The organism is Nitratidesulfovibrio sp. 1201_IL3209 (assembly GCF_036763125.1).
GTDB lineage: Bacteria > Desulfobacterota > Desulfovibrionia > Desulfovibrionales > Desulfovibrionaceae > Cupidesulfovibrio.
Genome location: NZ_JBAIYT010000008.1, coordinates 20,210 through 37,327, shown reverse-complemented (window position 1 = coordinate 37,327; position 17,118 = coordinate 20,210). Strand labels below are relative to the sequence as shown.

The following is a 17,118-nucleotide window of genomic DNA, read 5'->3' as shown; positions in this document are numbered from 1 at the left end:
GACCATGCAGCTTGAAGAAAACAAGATCGCCGAGGAAATCCAGAAGATGGAGTACGAGCCGCTTCTGCCCGTGGAAAAGAAGCTCATCGCCTGGAGCCTGACCATCGGGGTGGTTTCCCTGGTGGTGCTCTACTGGGTGAGCGCCGTCTTCTTCCCCGCCGCCCACGGCGCCGCCTAACCGCCATCCCCCCTCCCGCCGCGTTCCGCGTCCGCTCGTCAGGTAGTCGGGCAGTCGGGCCGGAGCGCGGCGGGGGCATCGGAACACCGCATGTCGCACCCCCTTCACGGCAAGATCCAGCACAAGTTCCTTCTGGGCCTTGCGTGCATCTTCCTGCTGCTGGGCGGGGTGTTTCTCTTTTCGCTCAACCTGCACCTGCGCGAAATGCTGCACATCGAGGCCGAGGCCAAGGCGGAACTGGTGTTCTCGCACGTTTCGTCCTTGCAGCAGTACGTGCGCGACACCCTGCGTCCCTCGGTGCGCGGGCACATCCCGGACGAGGACTTCCTGCTGGAGGCCATGAGCACCTCCTTCGTCACCCGCAAGGTGTTCGTGGACCTGAACGCCGAGCGCGACCAGTACCTGTACCGCCGGGTGTCGGTGACGCCGCGCAATCCCGCCTCGCAGGTCAACGACCTGGAGCGCGAACTGCTGCTGGGCTTCCGCGACGACAGGAACCTGAAGACCTTCCACGGCTACCGGGTCATCGACGGGGTGGAGCACTACATCCTGGCCCGGCCGGTGTATTTCGAGGCCGACTGCATGTACTGCCACGGCGACCCGGCCGACGCCCCCCGCGTGCTCATCGAGCGCTACGGGGCCGCGCGGGGCTTCGGCCACAAGGACGGGGATCTCGCGGGCATGGACTTCGTGGGCATGCCCGTGGACAGGAGCGTGCAGCAGGTGCGCGAGGCCATCACCCTGTTCGGCGGTTCGTTCTACGCCGCCGCCGCCGGGGTGTTCCTGCTCATCGTCATTTTTTTCAACCGGCTGGTGGTGGCCAACCTGCGCCGGCTGACCGGCATCTTCCGCCAGAACTTCCAGAGCCCCGGCGACCGCAACATCCTGAACCGGCTGGACGAGGGCGACGAGATCAATTCGCTTATGGAAGCCTTCGGCGCGTTCGCCACGCACCTGCGCGAGGCCCGCGTGAAGCTGGAGGACTACGCCGCCAACCTGGAGGACAAGGTGCGCGAACGCACCGAGGACCTCAGCCTGGAAGCCGCCGAGCACCGCACCGACGTGGAACTGTTCGTGGACCTGCTGGGCGACCTCAATTGCAGCCAGAGCCACGCGGAACTGCTGCGGGGCGCGCTGCCGCGCATCGCCGCCCGCTTCGGGGCCAGCCGGGCCACCTACCTGTGCGCGCCCATGGGCCGCGAACAGTACGCCTGGCCCACTCCCCCCGGCCCCGACGACACCGCCCGCATGCCCGAGGACTGGCTGAACGTGGTCAACGCCCGCCAGGTGCGGGTGGAGCCGGGCCGGGTGTTCGTGCCGGTGAGCACGTCCGACTTCAGCCGGGGGCTCATGGCCCTGTACTGGGACGATGGCCGCACCCCGGACCTGACGCCCGAAGTGCTGCTGGCGCTGGGCCAGCAACTGGGCATCGCCATCGAAAACCTGGACGCCATCGACGCGCTGCTGCGCCAGAACCGCCTGCTGGAACTCATCTTCGAGGGTATTTCCGACCCGGTGCTGCTGGTGGAGGAGGGCGGCACGGTGGTGCTGGCCAACACCTCGGCCCGCGCGCTGGCGGACGGGGTGCGCCCCGGCGCGCGCATCGGCGCCTGGCTGGGCTCCATCTCGGAAAAGGCCTTGGCCGACGGCGGCCTCGCGGCGGCCATCGCCGGGCGCGACCCTTCGAATCTGGAACTGGAACTGCCGGGGCCGCGCGTCATGGCCGTGAGCGTGTACCCCCTGCGCGACGGGGGCGACATGGGCCGCGCCGTGGTCTGCCTGCGCGACACCACGCTGGAGAAGCGCGTGCGCGCCCAGATGCAGCAGAGCGAAAAGCTGGCCGCCCTGGGCCAGCTGGCCGCGGGCCTGGCCCACGAGATCAACAACCCCCTGGGGGTCATCAACTGCTACGCCCAGCTGTTGCAGAAGACCCAGCAGGACCCGCAGGCCCAGGAAGACCTGGAGGTCATCGTGCAGCACACCCAGAAGGCCCGGCTGGTCTTGCAGGACCTGCTGGGGCTGGCCCGCGCCAACCGCACCCTGACCGGGCCGTCGGACCTCAACGCGGTGCTGCGCGACATGGCCCAGATCTTCCGCGTGCAGTTGGAAAGCGCGGGCGCGGACATCGAACTGGACCTCGCGCGCGGCCTGCCCCGCGTGGCGGCCGACACCACCTCGCTGGAGCAGATCCTGACCAACCTGCTGGTCAACGCCATCGACGCCATGCCCCCCGGCAAGGGGCGCGTCCGCGTGCGGACCGAAACCGTGCAGGCCGGGGCGAACGCCGACGGCCCCGGCGACAGCGGACGTGGCCGTAGCGGCGGCTACGTCCGCCTGACCGTGGCCGACAACGGCCCCGGCATCCCGCCCGGAAACCTGACCCAGATCTTCGACCCGTTCTTCACCACCAAGGAGATCGGCAAGGGCACCGGCCTTGGCCTCACCGTGGTCCACGAACTGCTGCGCGACCTGGGCGGCATGGTGGAAGTGACGGGCGCGCCGGGGGCCACCTTCGTCATCACCCTGCCCGTGGCGCCGGAAGTGCCCGAGGGAGGCGAAGTCCAGGACGCGCCCGGCACGGACGACGCGCCGGACATGGCGGATTCCGACGACGCCACCTGCGCCCGTAGCGAAGGAGACCGCGCATGAGCCCCGCATCGACCCCGTGCTGCGGCAGCGTGCTGGTGGTGGACGACGAGCGCGTGTTCGCCGTGGGCCTGGCGCGCCTGCTGTCCACCCAGTTCCCGGACTGGACCTTCGACGTGCGGTGCAGCGGCGAGGAGGCCCTTTCCGCCCTGGTCCACGGCGACTACGCCGTGCTGGTCACCGACCTGCGCATGCCCGGCCTGTCCGGCCAGACCCTGATGAAGGAAGCCCTGGCCCAGGACCCCTCGCTGACGGTGATCATGCTCACCGCCTTCGGCTCGGTGGAAACGGCCGTGGCCGCGCTGAAGCAGGGCGCCTACGACTTTCTGACCAAGCCCATCGACCAGGAACACCTGTTCCGGGTGGTGGGCAAGGCCATGGAGCGCGGCGTGCTGCTGCGCGAAAACAGCCGCCTGCGCCAGAAGGCCGCCGACGGAGACCTGGGCCCCATGCTCATCGGCAAGAGCCCGGCCATGCAGCGGCTGCGCAAGTCCATCGCGGCGGTGGCCGCATCCGACTACACGGTGCTCATCCGGGGCGAGTCGGGCACCGGCAAGGAACTGGTGGCCCGGGCCGTGCAGTCGCTGAGCCAGCGGGCCGACGGCCCGTTCATCATGGTCAACTGTCCGGCCATCCCCGATGCGCTGCTGGAAAGCGAACTGTTCGGCCACGTGAAGGGGGCCTTCACCGGCGCGGACAGGAACCGCAAGGGCCTGTTCATGGCCGCGGACAAGGGCACCATCCTGCTGGACGAAATCGGCGACATTCCGGCCTCGGTGCAGAGCAAGCTGCTGCGGGTGATCCAGGAGGGCGAGGTGCGCCCCGTGGGCACCAACGAGGCCCAGCGGGTCAACGTGCGCATCGTGGCCTCCACCAACCGCAACCTGGAAGCCAAGATAGCCGACGGCAGCTTTCGCGAGGACCTCTACTTCCGGCTCAACGTGCTGACCATCACCGTGCCCCCGCTGCGCGAGCGCATCGAGGACGTCCCCCACATCGCCGCGCATTTCCTGTTCCGGGTGTGCAACGAACTGGGCGTGCCGGAAAAGGAGTTCTCCAACGAGGCGTTGTCCTACCTTTCCTGCCGCCCGTGGCCGGGCAACGTGCGCGAACTGCTGAACCTGGTGCGGCGCATGGCCGTGTTCTGCCCCGGCGAGCGCATCGAGGGGGCCTTCGTGCACCGCATGGAGCACGGCACGGACGCGGAACCGGAGGGCGGGGCGGGCTTTTCGCCCTACAAGGACGCCAAGCAGGTGGCCGTGGACGAGTTCACCCGCAGCTACGTGCACCGGCTGCTGGAACACACCCGCGGCAACATTTCCGAGGCCGCGCGCCTCAGCGGGGTGGAACGGTTCACCCTGCAGAAGATCCTGAAACGCATGCACATCGACACGGCGGGCTACCGCAGGGGGTAGCGCCATGGGAGAACGAGACATGGAAACCGCAACCACCCCCGACGCCGCCGTGGCCAACCGCGAAGCCCGCACCGGCACCGCCCCCGGCGCTGTCAGGGACCCGGAACTGGACCGCGTGCTGGACAACCTGATGGGTATGGTCCGCGAGGGGGAACGCGACCGCCTGCGCGCCCGCATCGAGGCCGCCGTGGCCGCCCAGGCGCGCGGCGAGGCCGACGACGCGGCCCGCCAACTGCGCTTCGTGCAGGACCTGGACATCCTGGTGCACGTGCACGGCCCGCAGTTCATGTATTCGCGGGGCATCGCCGAAACCCTGCGCGTGGGCGAGGACATCGTGGAGTTGGCGTACGACCTGCAAAAGGCATTGAAATAGCTTCGAATGGTCTTTTCGTCCGCTGGCCCGGAGGGCGCGGCGCGCGGTTCCGGCTTCGGCCGGGGCGCGCGCCGTGGTTTTCGTCCGTCCGGCATGGTTCCCGAAAGGTGACTATCTACCCTCGCGGACAGTTCTTGCCTTTTCCCCACCTGTGGGCATCATGGCCCTTTCCGCAACCCGCAACCGCCCGCCGGGCAGGAGCGCCATGAACATCATCGCCATCAACGGCAGCCCGCGCAAGAAATGGAACACCGCCACCCTGCTGCAACACGCGCTGGAGGGCGCTGCGGAACGGGCCACGCAGGCGGGCCGCCCCGCCGCCACCGAACTGGTGCACCTGTACGAGCACGACTACAAGGGCTGCATCAGCTGCTTCGCGTGCAAGAAGATCGGCGGCAAGAGCTACGGCCATTGCGCGGTGAAGGACGGCCTGACGCCCATCCTGGAGCGCGTGGCGGCGGCCGACGTGCTGCTGCTGGGCTCGCCCATCTACTTCTACACCGAAACCGGCGAGATGCGCTCGTTCCTGGAACGGCTGCTGTTCCCGTACCTGTCCTACACGCCGGGGTACCAGCCGCTGTTCCCGCGTCCGCTGCCCACGGGGCTGGTGTACACCATGAACATCCCCGAGGAGAAAATGGCCGACTACCACATGGACCGCGCGGTCAAGGCCACCTGGGCGGTCACCCGCAGGATCTTCGGCAGCTGCGAGCTGTTCCTGTGCTCCGACACCTTCCAGTTCGACGACTATTCCAAGTACGTCTCCACCAGTTGGGACCCGGTGGCCAAGGCCAAACGGCGCGAAGAGGTCTTTCCGCAGGACTGTGCCCGCGCCCGCGACCTGGGCGCGTTGCTGGTGGAACAAGCCATGGCCGCGGGTGAAAGCGGCGCTGCCGCCGGGGTGGACACGGACGGTGGGCGGTCGTAGGTAGTACCTTCCGTCCCGCTTCGTTCCGTTTCGTCGCGCTCCGCCCGAAGGATGCGCCACGCGACGCCGCCCGCCCTCGCACCGTGCGAAGGCGGCCGGCCGGTCCATTCCGTTTTCCGCGAGGTGCCGCAATGCAGTTCACGCCGGTACGGCTGGGTGATGCCGGTTCGCCGGGCATGGTGCTGGCCACCGTGTGCATCGCCCAGTTCATGGTGCCGTTCATGCTCACCGCCGTGGGCGTGGCCCTGCCCTCGCTGGGGCGCGACCTTGGCGCGTCCGCCGTGCAGCTGGGCCTGGTGGAGCAGTTGTACGCCCTGGCCCTGGCCATGAGCATGCTGGCCTGCGGTCGCCTGGGCGACATCGTGGGGCAGCGCCGGGTGCTGCTGCCCGGCCTTGCCGTGTTCACCGGCATCACCCTGCTGCTGGGCCTCGTGCCTTCGGTGGAACTGGTCATGGCCCTGCGCTTCGTGCAGGGGATCGGCGCGGCCATGATGCTGTCCGGCAGCCTGGCGCTGGTGGCGGCGGCCTACCCGCCGGAACTGCGCGGCCGGGTCATCGGCATCGTGTCCGCGTTCACCTATGCGGGGCTGTCCATCGGCCCGGTGCTGGGTGGCTACACCACCGACCATTTCGGCTGGCGCAGCGTGTTCCTGATGGTGGTGCCCCCCGGCCTTGCGGCCACGGCCATGTGCCTGTGGCGCATGCGCCCCCAGCCGGGCGCGGACAAGGGCGCGCACATGGACTGGCCCGGCAGCCTGGTCTACGCGGCGTCGGTGTGCATGGTCATGACCGGGGCCGCTAGGGCCACGTCCGTGCCCCTGGGGCCGGTGCTGATGGCGGCCGGACTTGCGGGGCTGGCGCTGTTCCTGCGGGTGGAGGCGCGCAGCAAAAGCCCCCTGCTGGACGTGAACCTGCTGCTGCACAACCGGTTCTTCTCGCTGAGCTGCCTTGCCGCCTTCGGCAACTACGCCGCCGTGTTCGGCGTCACCTTCCTGTTCAGCCTGTTCCTGCAGTACGCCAAGGGCCTGCCCCCGCGCGAGGCCGGGCTGATCCTGCTCATCCAGCCGGTGATGCAGGTGGTCACCGCCCCGCTGTCCGGCCGCCTGTCCGACCGGGCCGACCCCGGCCGCGTGGCCACGGCGGGCATGCTGTTCAGCGCCGCCGGGCTGCTGCTGGCCATGGCCACCATCTCGCCGGGCATGTCCGTGTGGCTGCTGGCGGCGGAACTGGTGTGCATCGGCATCGGGTTCGGCATCTTCGTCACCGCCAACTCCGTGGCCATCATGAGCAGCGTGGACAAGGCCCACTTCGGCGTGGCCTCTGGCATGGTGGGGGCCATGCGCACCCTGGGCATGGCGTGCAGCATGACCGCCGTCTCGCTCATCTTCGCCCTGCACCTGGGCGAGGCCGCCATCACCCCCGCCGTGCTGCCCGAATTCCTGTCCGCCACCCGCACCGGCCTTGCCGTGGCCGCCGTGTTCTCGTGCCTGGGCGTGCTGGTCTCCGTGGGGCGGGGGCGCAAGCGGGATTGAGGGACGGGCGGGCTGCCGGGGCTTGCCAGAAAACTTATTTTTACTTATTAAAAACTCATGGTACGCATCGAGTGGGCAGTGAGGGCGGTGAAGCAGTTGCGCAAGCTGCCGCAAGGAGACCAGGTGAAGGTGCATGCCGCCGTGGGAGGCCTTGCGCAATGGCCGGACGTGCGGAACGTCAAGGCCCTGGTCAACCGGATTGACTACCGCCTGCGCGTGGGGCGCTACCGCGTGCTGTTCCACGTGATGCCCGACGGTTCCGTGACCGTCATCAACATCGACGAGGTGAGGAAACGCGATGAACATACCTACTGAACACCAGGTCATCCGGCACAACGGGCAGCCCGTGGCCGTCGTGGTGCCCTATGCGGAGTATGTTCGCACCTTCGGCGGGCAGGCCGCGCCGGAGCCCACGGTTCCGCACGACGTGGTGGGCCGGGTGGTCGGCGATGGGATTCCCCCTTGCCGGGCTTGGCGCGAGCACCTCGGACTGACCCAGGCCGAGGTGGCCAGCCGCATGGGCATCACCCAGTCCGCCTATGCCCAGATGGAAACGCCGGACGCCAGGCTGCGCCCGGCCACGCGCCGCAGGATTGCCGCCGCGCTGGGCGTGGCCGTGGAGCAACTGGACCTGTAGGCGGCGGTTGGCTTTCCCGCGTCTGCCGGTACGGGGGCGTTCACATTGGAAAACGAAAGGCGTCGCGGCCGGTGGGCCGCGACGCCTCGCGTTTTCGGGGCGTATCCGGTGCCTGCGCCTACAGCACGGGCAGGTAGCGGTGGAGTTCGAACTCCGAGATGTGGGTGCGGTAGTCGTCCCACTCGATGAGCTTGTTGCCCACCAGGTTGGCGTGGGTGTGCTCGCCCAGCACGTCCTGCATCAGGGTGCTGCCCTTCAGTTCCATGGCCGCCTCGTACAGCGAGCCGGGCAGCGATCCGATGCCGTGCTTGGTCAGGTCTTCCTCGCCCATGTGGAAGATGTTGGCTTCCACGGCCTTGGGCAGTTCGTAGCCCTTTTCGATGCCTTCCAGCCCGGCGGCCAGCATCACGGCAAAGGCCAGGTACGGGTTGCAGGCCGGGTCGGGGCTGCGCAACTCGATGCGGGTGGCCGCTTCCTTGCCGGGCTTGTACATGGGCACGCGGATCAGGGCCGAGCGGTTGCGCTGCGCCCAGGCGATGTACACCGGGGCCTCGTAGCCGGGCACCAGGCGCTTGTACGAGTTGATCCACTGGTTGGTGACGCAGCAGAACTCGCGCGCGTGCTTCAGCAGGCCCGCGATGTACGAGCGGCATTCGGCGGAAAGGTGGTGCGGGTCGTTGGCGTCGAAGAAGGCGTTGCGGCCGTTGCGGAACAGCGACTGGTGCACGTGCATGCCGCTGCCGTTCTGGCCGAAGATGGGCTTGGGCATGAAGGTGGCGTACACCCCGTGCTTGCGGGCCATCTCCTTGACCACGACCTTGTAGGTCATGACCACGTCGGCCATCTTCATGGCCTCGTTGTAGCGCAGGTCGATCTCGTGCTGCGAGGGGGCCACCTCGTGGTGCGAGTATTCCACGGAAATACCCATGCGCTGCAACGCGAAGATGATGTCACGGCGCACGTCGTTGCCGAGGTCCAGCGGCGGCGCGTCGAAGTAGCCGCCCGCGTCAAGGGGCTGGGGGCACTGCGAACTGGCGAACAGGAAGAACTCCAGTTCCGGGCCCACGTAGTAGGTGTAGCCCTTCTGCGCGGCCTTCTCGGTCAGCTTGCGCAGGATGTAGCGGGGGTCGCCCTCGTAGGGGGTGCCGTCGGGGTTGCGCACGTCGCAGAACATGCGCGCCACCGGGCGCTCCATGGGCCGCCAGGCGCAGATCTGGAAGGTGGTGGCGTCGGGAAAGGCCACCATGTCGCTTTCCTCGATGCGGGTGAAGCCCAGGATGGACGAACCGTCGAAGCCCATGCCTTCCTCGAAGGCGGCCTCGAGTTCGCTGGGGGTCACCTGGAAGCTCTTCAGGGTGCCCAGGATGTCCACGAACCAGAACTGGATGAAGCTGACGTTGTATTCCTTGACCGCCCTGATGACATCGTCGCCGTTCTTGCAATTGAAAACGGGAAAGTCCATGTGCACCTCCTGCAATTGGTGCTTCGCGCCCGGGTCGCGGCCCGGCCGGCCCCGCAAGGCCGTGGTGTGTCTGGAAGTGCCGCGTCGGGTGGCGCGTGTGAAGCCGGACCAAGGTCCGGCAGGAAACAGGTCGGGGCCATCGTAGACATAGCAGATACGCAAGGGGGGTCAATGAAAAGCCCCCGGCTTGACATCATTGTAAAACGGCGCGGTGATGCAGGCGGGGCGCGGTGTTGAGGAAGTGGGCGGGCGTCAGGACGGGTGGCGGAAAGCGCGCGGGTGAGGGGTCGGCAGGGGTGCATGCGGTCGCCTGTGGCCCGGCGGGATGGAGGCCGGGTGCGGGTTCGCACGGGGTGGCAGCGGCGGGCAGACCACGCGATGGATAGCTATAGCTGCTTTCTTGGCATATGAAAAAATATGTATTACTATCTTTTAAATTCAATAAAGATAGGAATAACTACCTATGAGCGTCAGGGATACGGTTCGTTTGCAGCAGGTGCGGCTGGTGGATGCGGCGGCTGGCAAGGTTTCCGGGGTGTCCGTGCCCAAGGGGGGCTGGATTGCGACCGTGCGCAAGGCGTTGGGCATGTCGGGGGCGCAGTTGGCCCGCCGTCTCGGGGTGACCAATGCCGCCGTGTATCAGAACGAACGCAGCGAGCCGGAAGGGGCAATCACCCTGCGGCAGATGGAAAGGATGGCGCAGGCCCTGGGGTGCCGCTTCGTCTACGCCATCGTGCCGGATGCGCAGGGGGAAAACGCGCAGGTGGAAAACGGGCGGGTGGAGGATGTCGTCCGGCGGCAGGCCCGCGCAAAGGCCGAAGCGCTGGTGCTGCGGGTCAGCGGGCACATGGCGCTGGAGCAGCAGGCGTTGCCGCCGGAGCGGTTGCAGGAGGAAATAGCGCGCATGACCGAAGACCTGCTGCGCAACCCGCCCCCGGACTTTTGGGAGGAAAGCTGATGTTTCCCAACTCTGGCGGTCCGGAAGGCGCGACGCCCCTTGATCCCGACGAAGCGCGCGGGCTGAAGCACAAGCACGTCACCACGCGCGGTGAGTTGGACGAACTGGAGCAGGCCAACATGCAGCTGGGCGTCGCATGGCTGACGCGCAAGCGCAACGGCGACGTGCTGACCCTGGAGTTTTTGCGCAAGTTTCACGACAGGCTGTTCGGCGAGGTGTGGCGTTGGGCGGGCAGGTTCCGGCTGACCGAAAAGAACATCGGCGTTGCGCCGTCGCAGGTTGCCGTGCAGTTGCAGGCACTGTGCGACGATGCCCGTTTCTGGGCGGAAAACGCCACTTGGCCGCCCAGGGAGGCCGCCGCCCGCTTCCACCACCGTCTGGTGCAGATCCACCCGTTTCCCAACGGCAACGGCCGCCATGCCCGTTTCGCGGCGGACGAGTACCTGAAGCAGTATTTCGGCCAACCCCCCATTGATTGGGCCACCGGAGTGAACCTGCAAGCCGATTCGGCGCGGCGCACCGCCTACATCGCGGCCCTGCGCGCCGCCGATGGCGGCGACTACGGGCCGTTGCTGGCATTCGTGGGCGCGTAGCCGGGATTTTCCGGGGCGCCCCTAATACCTCGCCCGGCGCTGCCGAAAAGACGGTCAGCGGGGTATGCCACGCCCCCGGGAGCACCGCATGAGCCTGAACCTGACCCTTGGCGCGCTGCGCGCGCGGAACGGCCTTTCCCCGTACGGGGAAGGGCTGGGGGCGCTGCTGGGCACGGGGTCGGGGTCGAGTGCGCGGCTTTCGGGCCTGTCGCCGGACAAGACCGCCGACGTGTTCGGCGCGGATATCGTGCGCCGGACCTCCGTGCTGCCCATCGCCACGGAAGCGACCGGCGCGAACTCGGACGCCACGACAGATGCGGCGTCCACCGCTCCCGTCGCTCCCCCAACTCCCACTGACGCCGAGCGCGAGGCCCTTTCCGGCGCGTTGTCCGGCAGCGTGCGCTGGATGGCCGACACGTTCGGCGACGCGGCCGCCACCGCCGTCATGGGCATCGTGTACAAGCGCATCGGCGACGGCCCGGTGACCGAGGATGCGCTGGGCGACGGGCTGCTGGACGCCCTGCGCTTCGTGGACCGGCAGTTCGGCACGGCGTCGGGCGATGCGTTCATGGCCCAGCTCAATGGCGGCGGCCTCAACGACGCGCTCAACGACTACTTCGACAACGGCCTGAACGAGCGGTTTCTGGTGGCGGGCGCGGGCAACCTGGCCGACGACGCGGTGCAGGGGGTCGAGGCCGCCAAAGCCACGCTGGTGCAGCAGGTTGCGGACGGCGACGGCGGGGGAACGGACCCCATGCAGTCGCTGCTGGACATGCTGCGCCAGATGGGAACCGACCTCACGAAGAGGGACCCCACTGATCCCGCCGACCCCGTCGGGGCGCAGACCACCGGGACGGCCGCCGCCGCAACGGGCGGGTCCGCCCCGGCCGACACCATGTCCGGCCTGCTTTCCGGCGCGCTGTCTTCCCTCTCCGGCCAACTCGGCCTTCCCGGCCAGTCCGGCGGCCGCACGGGCGGCCTTGCCGCCGCCTACGGTCCCACCGGCGCGGCGGTGGAAGACCTCGCTGCCCTGGCCCCCGGCCTGCTGCTGCACGCCAGCGTCTAGCCGCCGTTTCCGCGCGGCCAGCGGCAGGGGGCCGCACGCACCGCCGGGCCGACGCCCGGCTTTTCGCGGCCGTTTTCCGGAGGGAACGGCCACTTCTTTTCCTGCCGCTCCCCTTTCCTTCCACCACGCCCGTCATCCGTACCGTCATTTCCCCGCAATTCCTTGCGGCGCAATGCTCACCCGGCCTGCTTGCCATGGCCCGGCAGAGGCGTATACCGGACTCCCCGCCCGCTCAATGAAGCGGCGGCGACCGGTGCCGGAGGTGCGCACCGCGACCGGTCCCGGTTCTTCCCCCGCCGGATGGGCAGGGGGTCCGCGCCGTCCCGTGCCGGGCGGCCCGCCCCCGTGCGCTCCATCCGGTCCGCCAGCCACGTTTCGCCTCGACCGGGTCCGCCATGTCCACAGCATCGTCCACTCCGCAGCCCCAGCCAGCCGTTCCGCCTTCCTCCCCGTCCGCCACGCCGGGCAAGCCGGGCACGCCGCCCCCCGCGGGCGGCCCGTTCCGCGAGGTCACCCGCATCCCCTCGCTGCCGCGCTTCTGGATCAGTCAGTGCGGCTCGTACCTGGCCTACAACATGCTGGCCGTGGTCATCGGCTGGCAGATCTACGCCATGACCGGCAGCGCCATGCATCTCGGGCTGGTGGGGCTGGCCCAGTTCACGCCGCAACTGCTGCTTACCCTGGTGGTGGGCGGCGTGGCCGACCGCTTCGACCGGCGGCGCATCGCCTTTTGCTGCCAACTGGCCGAGGGGTTGATGGCCGTGGCCCTGGCCGTGGGCAGCGCCACCGGCAGCCTGACCCCCGCCGGGGTGTTCGCCGGGGCCTTCCTGACCGGGGCGGCCCGCGCCTTCGAGCAGCCCGCCATGAACGCCCTGTTGCCCGGCCTGGTGCCGGTGGTGGTGCTGCCGCGCGTGCTGGCCTTTGGCGCGGGGCTGCGCCAGGCGTCCATCATCGCCGGTCCCGCGCTGGGCGGTTTTCTGTGCGCGGCCGGGGCGCAGGTGGGCTACGGGGTGTGCGGCGCGGCGTTCCTGATCGCGTGCGCGGCCATCCTGCTGGTGCGCCGCCCGGACACGGCCGCCCGGCGAGAGCCCATGACCCTGCGTTCGCTGTTCGGGGGCATCGACTACGTGCGGCGCAACCCGGTCATCCTGGGGGCCATCTCGCTGGACCTCTTTTCCGTGCTGCTGGGCGGGGCTACGGCCCTGCTGCCCATCTACGCCAGCGACATCCTGCACACGGGGCCGTGGGGCCTCGGCCTGTTGCGCGCCTCCCCGGCCGTGGGCGCGCTGTGCATGTCGGTGTACCTGGCCCGCGTGCCCATGCGGCGGCGGGTGGGCAGGCGGCTGTTCGCCGGGGTGGTGGGCTTCGGCGTGGCCACCGTCACCTTCGGGCTGTCGCGCAGCTTCCCGCTGTCCATGGCCGCCCTGGCCATGCTGGGCTCGTGCGACATGATCAGCGTGGTGGTGCGCCAGACCCTGGTGCAGCTGGAAACGCCGGACGCCATGCGCGGCCGCGTGGGCGCGGTGAATTCGGTGTTCATCGGCACTTCCAACCAGCTTGGCGAATTCGAGTCCGGGGTTACCGCCGCGTGGTTCGGCGCCACCGGTTCGGTGGTGCTGGGGGGCGTGGGCACCATTCTCGTGGCCCTGCTGTGGATGCGCCTGTTCCCGGCCCTGCTGCACCGCGACCAACTGGTGAGCACGCCCGCCGCAGCCCCCTATACGGAGCCGGACGCGGCACCCGACGCGGCACCCGACGCGACGCAGGACGCGGAACCCGACCCGGAACCGGAATCGGCGCGGGCATCCGGCTAGTTCTTCTCTTTCCTCTCCGCACGCGCAAGGGCCGCACGGCGGGCGTTCGATGCCCGGCCATGCGGCCCTTTTTGCGCCTGCCTCGTGGCGTTGGCAGGCGGTTTCCCGAAGGAAGTCCTACCGCCTCAGTCTGTCCCGCACGGCCACATAGACCGGAATACGCGAACTGGCCACCACCTCTTCGGCCACGCTGCCCAGCAGCAGCCGGGCCAGCCCGCCCTTGCCGTGCGAGGCGATGAACAGGCATTCCGCGCCCAGCCGTTTGGCGGTGGCCAGGATGCGCTCCGCCGCCTCGCCCTGGGCCACATGGCCGCGCGCCCGCACCCCTTCCTGGGCGGCCCGCGCCGCGATGGCCTCCACCACGGCCCGGCCGTGCTCCACCTCCATGTCCGCCGCCAGCTGCCCTTCCGCGGAATCGGGAAAGGCCCAGTCGGTCAAGTCGGCCACGTACAGCACGTGCAGGTCGGCGTCGTGCTCGCGCGCCAGTTGCAGCGCGGTGACGGCGGCATAGGTGCAGTAGCGCGAACCGTCCGTGGCCAGCAGGATGGACCGGAAGCCCAGCGCCGCGCCCTGCGGCACCAGCAGCACGTCGTGCTCGCTGTGGCCGATGGTGCGCAGCGGCACGTTGCCGCGCACCAGCCGCCCCAGGGCGGAACGGTCGGCCACGCCCATGGCGATGAGGTCCGCCTTCAGCCTGCGGGCGGCGTCCACGATGACCTCGAAGGGCTCGCCCTCCTCGCACAGGCAGTCGATGTCCATGCCGCGCGCGTTGGCCATCTCCAGCGCGCGGGCCAGGGCCAGTTCACCGGGCTGGCGCAGCAGCCGCCTCAGGTCCGCCAGGGCGCTGGAGCCGAGGTCGCCGGTGTAGGGCGGTACCACGGAGAGCACCGCCACCCGGCACTTGCGGGTGGCGGCGAACTCCAGGATCTGGTCCAGCGCGTACAGGGAATGCGCATCGCCGGTGACGGGCACCAGCAAACGCTCAAGCCTGCCCATGCGCCTCCTCCCGCGCGGCCGCGCGGCCCTTCCACATGCTGCCCAGGATGATCACCGCGCCGGTCAGCAGGGCCAGGCACATGGACCCGAAGCTGATCTTGCCGAGCACGCCGAGCGTTTCGGGCGATACGTCCATCAGGCCCAGCTGCACCAGGTAGCGCGGCAGGGCGATGCCCCGGCTCACGGCCACGATGAGCATGATCACGGCCATGACCATCTTGATCATGTGCTCGCGCACGTAGGTGGTGCCGATGGCCCCCAACTGCACGCCCAGCAGCGACCCGCCGAGGATGATCAGCACCAGGCGGATGTCCACCATGCCGTGCATGGCCCAGTTGATGGACCCGCCAAGGCCCATGACGAAGGCGATGACCAGTTCGGTGGCCGAGGCCATCAGCCCCGGCACGCCCATGACGTAGATCATGCCGGGCACGCCGATGAACCCGCCCACGGCGATGGTGGCGGCCAGCATGCCGGTGGCGAAGCCCACGGGCAGGGTGAACCACAGCGAGATGCGGATGCCGGAGCGGCGGAAGGTGAGCATGGGCGGCAGGTCGATGGCCTGCAACCGCAGGGCCAGGGGGGCGGTGGTTTCCACGCCGCCGCTGCGGGCGCAGCGCAGGGCGTCGCGCATGACGTAGCCGCCCACCAGCACCAGCACGGCCACGAAGGACAGGCTGACGTACAGGTCCGACCCGGCCTGGCCCCATTTTTCCAGAATGACCTGCTGGATGCGGATGCCCATCTGCACGCCCACCGCGGCGGACGCGGCCATGACCAGGCCCAGCTTCACGTCCACCTGCCCGTAGCGGAAGCGCTTGATGGCCCCCACCAGCGCCTTGGGAAACTTGTGGCACATGTTGCTGGCCACGGCCACGGTGCCGGGCACGCCCAGGCTCATCATGCCGGGGGTGAGCACGAAGGCCCCGCCCGAGCCGATGAACCCGCTGACCAGCCCGCCGATGAAGCCGACGATGAACAGGAAACAGACCCCGGTGGCGTTGAGGTCGATGAATTTGGTGGGGTCCAGGGTAAGGATGTCCATGTTTCGTCTCCTGGTACGGGCTAGGCGTTCAGCGTGGCGCGGCGCGCGGCCGGGCGGACGGTGGCGGGCTTGCCGACGGTGGAAGCCGTGGCGGTTTCCGGCTTGCGGGCGGTCTTGCGGGTGGCCTCCACGCCCAGCACGCTCCACAGGTTGCCGGTGAATTCGCCGTGCACGTACGAGAACAGGAACACCGTGGCGATGGGCCCGGCGGCCCAGTACGAGCCCTGGGCGAAGTGGGCGGCGATGGTGTCCGCGAAGGCGAACACTCCGGCGTACAGGGCGGCGGACAGGATGCCGAAGACGATGGTCTTGCCCCAGGGCTTGCGTGCGGTTTGGGTTGCCATTGCTAACTCCCGTGTGGTGGCGCCGCCTGCGTGACGGCCCGTTGTCCCCGTTGGCGGGGGTTGTCGAGGGCGGTTGCCCTCATTCCACCGTGAACAGCGCAAGGCCGGTGCGGCCCCGCATCAGTTCGCTCTCTTCCGGTTCGCTCAGGATCAACTCGACGCGGCCATGGGCCCGCGCCGCTTCTTCCACTGCGTGGTCCGGCCGTCCGGCCGGGGCGAAGCGCACCTCGTGCAGGGCCGCCATGCCCCGCGCCCGCGCCGCTTCCACCCATTCAAGGGCTCCCGCCCGCGCCTGCCGTTCGAAGGCCGCGCGACGGTATGCGTCGTGGGCCGCGTCGCCCACGTGCAGGAACAGCAGGCCGCTGCCCATGCGCCCGGCCAGGCTCAGGGCGTAGCCCGCCAGGCGCGAGGACAGGCCGCAGCCGTGCCCCAGCACCAGGATGCGGCGGACCTGGGCCTCGCCCCGGCGGATCACCGCCCCGGCCAGCAACTGTTCGCCCGCCTCGGCCAGGGCCAGGGCCTCGGCATAGTCGGCCAGGCATTCCTCCACGCGCACGGCGGCGGTGGAACGCATGCGGATGCTGCCCTGCCCGGCGTCGCCGCCAGGGGCGGCGCGGCGGAACCATCTACCGGGCATGGGGGGCCTCCGGGAAAAGGGTGCGGGCGGTTGGATGGCCGGTTGCGCGAAGGGAGCGGGCCGCCCGCGAACAATGGATCAACGACATGCTCATTCGGCTCTCAGCACCGGGCGCTGGCGCTGCCCGGCGGTTGCGGTGCGGGTCTGCGCACCCGGCGTGGGGGACACGGAAGACGGGGTGGCCCGGTTGCCATGGACGCCGTGGGAGTGGCGGGCGGCGTCGTCATCGCCCCGCAACTGCCACACGGCCTCGTCCGGCCGGTTCCGTTCCGCAAAGGCCACTGCGACGAATGCCGACTCGATCGATTCGCGGATGGTTCCCATTTTGCTTCCTCGCGGTTTGTGTGTGGCCGGACATAAACAAGCGCCGTGCCAGATCTCGCGATTATGGATAATACACTGATTTTACGGTGGATATTCTTGAATGAAGGCAGGCGGACGGAGCGCTTGCGGTGTTGCGTTTTGCAACGCCAACTGCTACCGATCCGCGTAAC

18 protein-coding genes are annotated in these 17,118 nt (G+C 69.0%); 12 read left to right on the top strand and 6 right to left on the bottom strand.

The genetic code is table 11. From position 1 onward, the window contains the following. The first annotated feature begins 4 nt into the window (after positions 1-4). From V6B97_RS05990 to V6B97_RS05955, 8 genes are all read left to right on the top strand, one after another. Positions 5-178, top strand: coding sequence for a hypothetical protein (locus tag V6B97_RS05990; RefSeq protein WP_007525437.1), 174 nt, complete (start codon positions 5-7; stop codon positions 176-178). A 90-nt stretch (positions 179-268) separates the two neighbouring features. Then, complete coding sequence (locus V6B97_RS05985; RefSeq protein ID WP_333505584.1) at positions 269-2,827, top strand: c-type heme family protein; 2,559 nt, start codon at positions 269-271, stop codon at positions 2,825-2,827. Next, on the top strand, positions 2,824-4,239 hold the full coding sequence (locus V6B97_RS05980; protein WP_333505583.1) for a sigma-54-dependent transcriptional regulator: 1,416 nt from the start codon (positions 2,824-2,826) through the stop codon (positions 4,237-4,239). Before V6B97_RS05985 ends, V6B97_RS05980 begins: the two co-directional genes overlap by 4 nt. A gap of 19 nt (positions 4,240-4,258) precedes the next feature. Next, complete coding sequence (locus V6B97_RS05975; protein ID WP_333505582.1) at positions 4,259-4,612, top strand: hypothetical protein; 354 nt, start codon at positions 4,259-4,261, stop codon at positions 4,610-4,612. A 205-nt stretch (positions 4,613-4,817) separates the two neighbouring features. After that, positions 4,818-5,540: a flavodoxin family protein gene (locus V6B97_RS05970; protein ID WP_333505581.1), complete on the top strand. Its 723-nt coding sequence runs from the start codon at positions 4,818-4,820 to the stop codon at positions 5,538-5,540. Between the two features lie 131 nt (positions 5,541-5,671). Further along, complete coding sequence (locus tag V6B97_RS05965) at positions 5,672-7,072, top strand: MFS transporter (protein WP_333505580.1); 1,401 nt, start codon at positions 5,672-5,674, stop codon at positions 7,070-7,072. 57 nt (positions 7,073-7,129) lie between these two features. After that, positions 7,130-7,387 carry a type II toxin-antitoxin system RelE family toxin gene (locus V6B97_RS05960; RefSeq protein WP_333505578.1) on the top strand — a complete coding sequence of 86 codons (258 nt, stop codon included), beginning with the start codon at positions 7,130-7,132 and terminating at the stop codon, positions 7,385-7,387. Then, complete coding sequence (locus tag V6B97_RS05955; protein ID WP_333505577.1) at positions 7,371-7,709, top strand: helix-turn-helix domain-containing protein; 339 nt, start codon at positions 7,371-7,373, stop codon at positions 7,707-7,709. The genes V6B97_RS05960 and V6B97_RS05955 overlap by 17 nt, the downstream gene beginning before the upstream one ends. A gap of 118 nt (positions 7,710-7,827) precedes the next feature. On the opposite strand, the gene V6B97_RS05950 is transcribed toward V6B97_RS05955, so the two are convergent. After that, positions 7,828-9,171 carry a glutamine synthetase family protein gene (locus V6B97_RS05950; RefSeq protein WP_333505576.1) on the bottom strand — a complete coding sequence of 448 codons (1,344 nt, stop codon included), beginning with the start codon at positions 9,169-9,171 and terminating at the stop codon, positions 7,828-7,830. Between the two features lie 463 nt (positions 9,172-9,634). On the opposite strand from V6B97_RS05950, the gene V6B97_RS05945 reads away from it, so the two are divergent. From V6B97_RS05945 to V6B97_RS05930, 4 genes are all read left to right on the top strand, one after another. Next, positions 9,635-10,129, top strand: coding sequence for a mobile mystery protein A (locus V6B97_RS05945; RefSeq protein ID WP_333505575.1), 495 nt, complete (start codon positions 9,635-9,637; stop codon positions 10,127-10,129). Continuing rightward, entirely contained in the window at positions 10,129-10,722 is a 594-nt protein-coding gene (locus tag V6B97_RS05940) for a mobile mystery protein B (protein ID WP_333505574.1), read from the top strand. The genes V6B97_RS05945 and V6B97_RS05940 overlap by 1 nt, the downstream gene beginning before the upstream one ends. A gap of 88 nt (positions 10,723-10,810) precedes the next feature. Next, positions 10,811-11,788: a hypothetical protein gene (locus V6B97_RS05935; protein ID WP_333505573.1), complete on the top strand. Its 978-nt coding sequence runs from the start codon at positions 10,811-10,813 to the stop codon at positions 11,786-11,788. A gap of 395 nt (positions 11,789-12,183) precedes the next feature. Then, positions 12,184-13,602 (top strand): MFS transporter, encoded by a 1,419-nt coding sequence (locus tag V6B97_RS05930; protein ID WP_333505572.1) that lies wholly within the window; start codon positions 12,184-12,186, stop codon positions 13,600-13,602. A 117-nt stretch (positions 13,603-13,719) separates the two neighbouring features. On the opposite strand, the gene V6B97_RS05925 is transcribed toward V6B97_RS05930, so the two are convergent. From V6B97_RS05925 to V6B97_RS05905, 5 genes are all read right to left on the bottom strand, one after another. Continuing rightward, complete coding sequence (locus tag V6B97_RS05925; protein WP_333505571.1) at positions 13,720-14,598, bottom strand: universal stress protein; 879 nt, start codon at positions 14,596-14,598, stop codon at positions 13,720-13,722. Further along, positions 14,585-15,643: a sulfite exporter TauE/SafE family protein gene (locus V6B97_RS05920; RefSeq protein WP_333505570.1), complete on the bottom strand. Its 1,059-nt coding sequence runs from the start codon at positions 15,641-15,643 to the stop codon at positions 14,585-14,587. Before V6B97_RS05920 ends, V6B97_RS05925 begins: the two co-directional genes overlap by 14 nt. A gap of 20 nt (positions 15,644-15,663) precedes the next feature. Next, positions 15,664-15,987, bottom strand: coding sequence for a hypothetical protein (locus V6B97_RS05915; protein WP_333505569.1), 324 nt, complete (start codon positions 15,985-15,987; stop codon positions 15,664-15,666). A 79-nt stretch (positions 15,988-16,066) separates the two neighbouring features. Beyond that, positions 16,067-16,624 (bottom strand): hypothetical protein, encoded by a 558-nt coding sequence (locus V6B97_RS05910; RefSeq protein ID WP_333505568.1) that lies wholly within the window; start codon positions 16,622-16,624, stop codon positions 16,067-16,069. Between the two features lie 90 nt (positions 16,625-16,714). Continuing rightward, a complete protein-coding gene (locus V6B97_RS05905; protein WP_333505567.1) occupies positions 16,715-16,948 on the bottom strand; it encodes a hypothetical protein in 234 nt (77 codons plus the stop codon). Positions 16,949-17,118 lie beyond the last annotated feature (170 nt).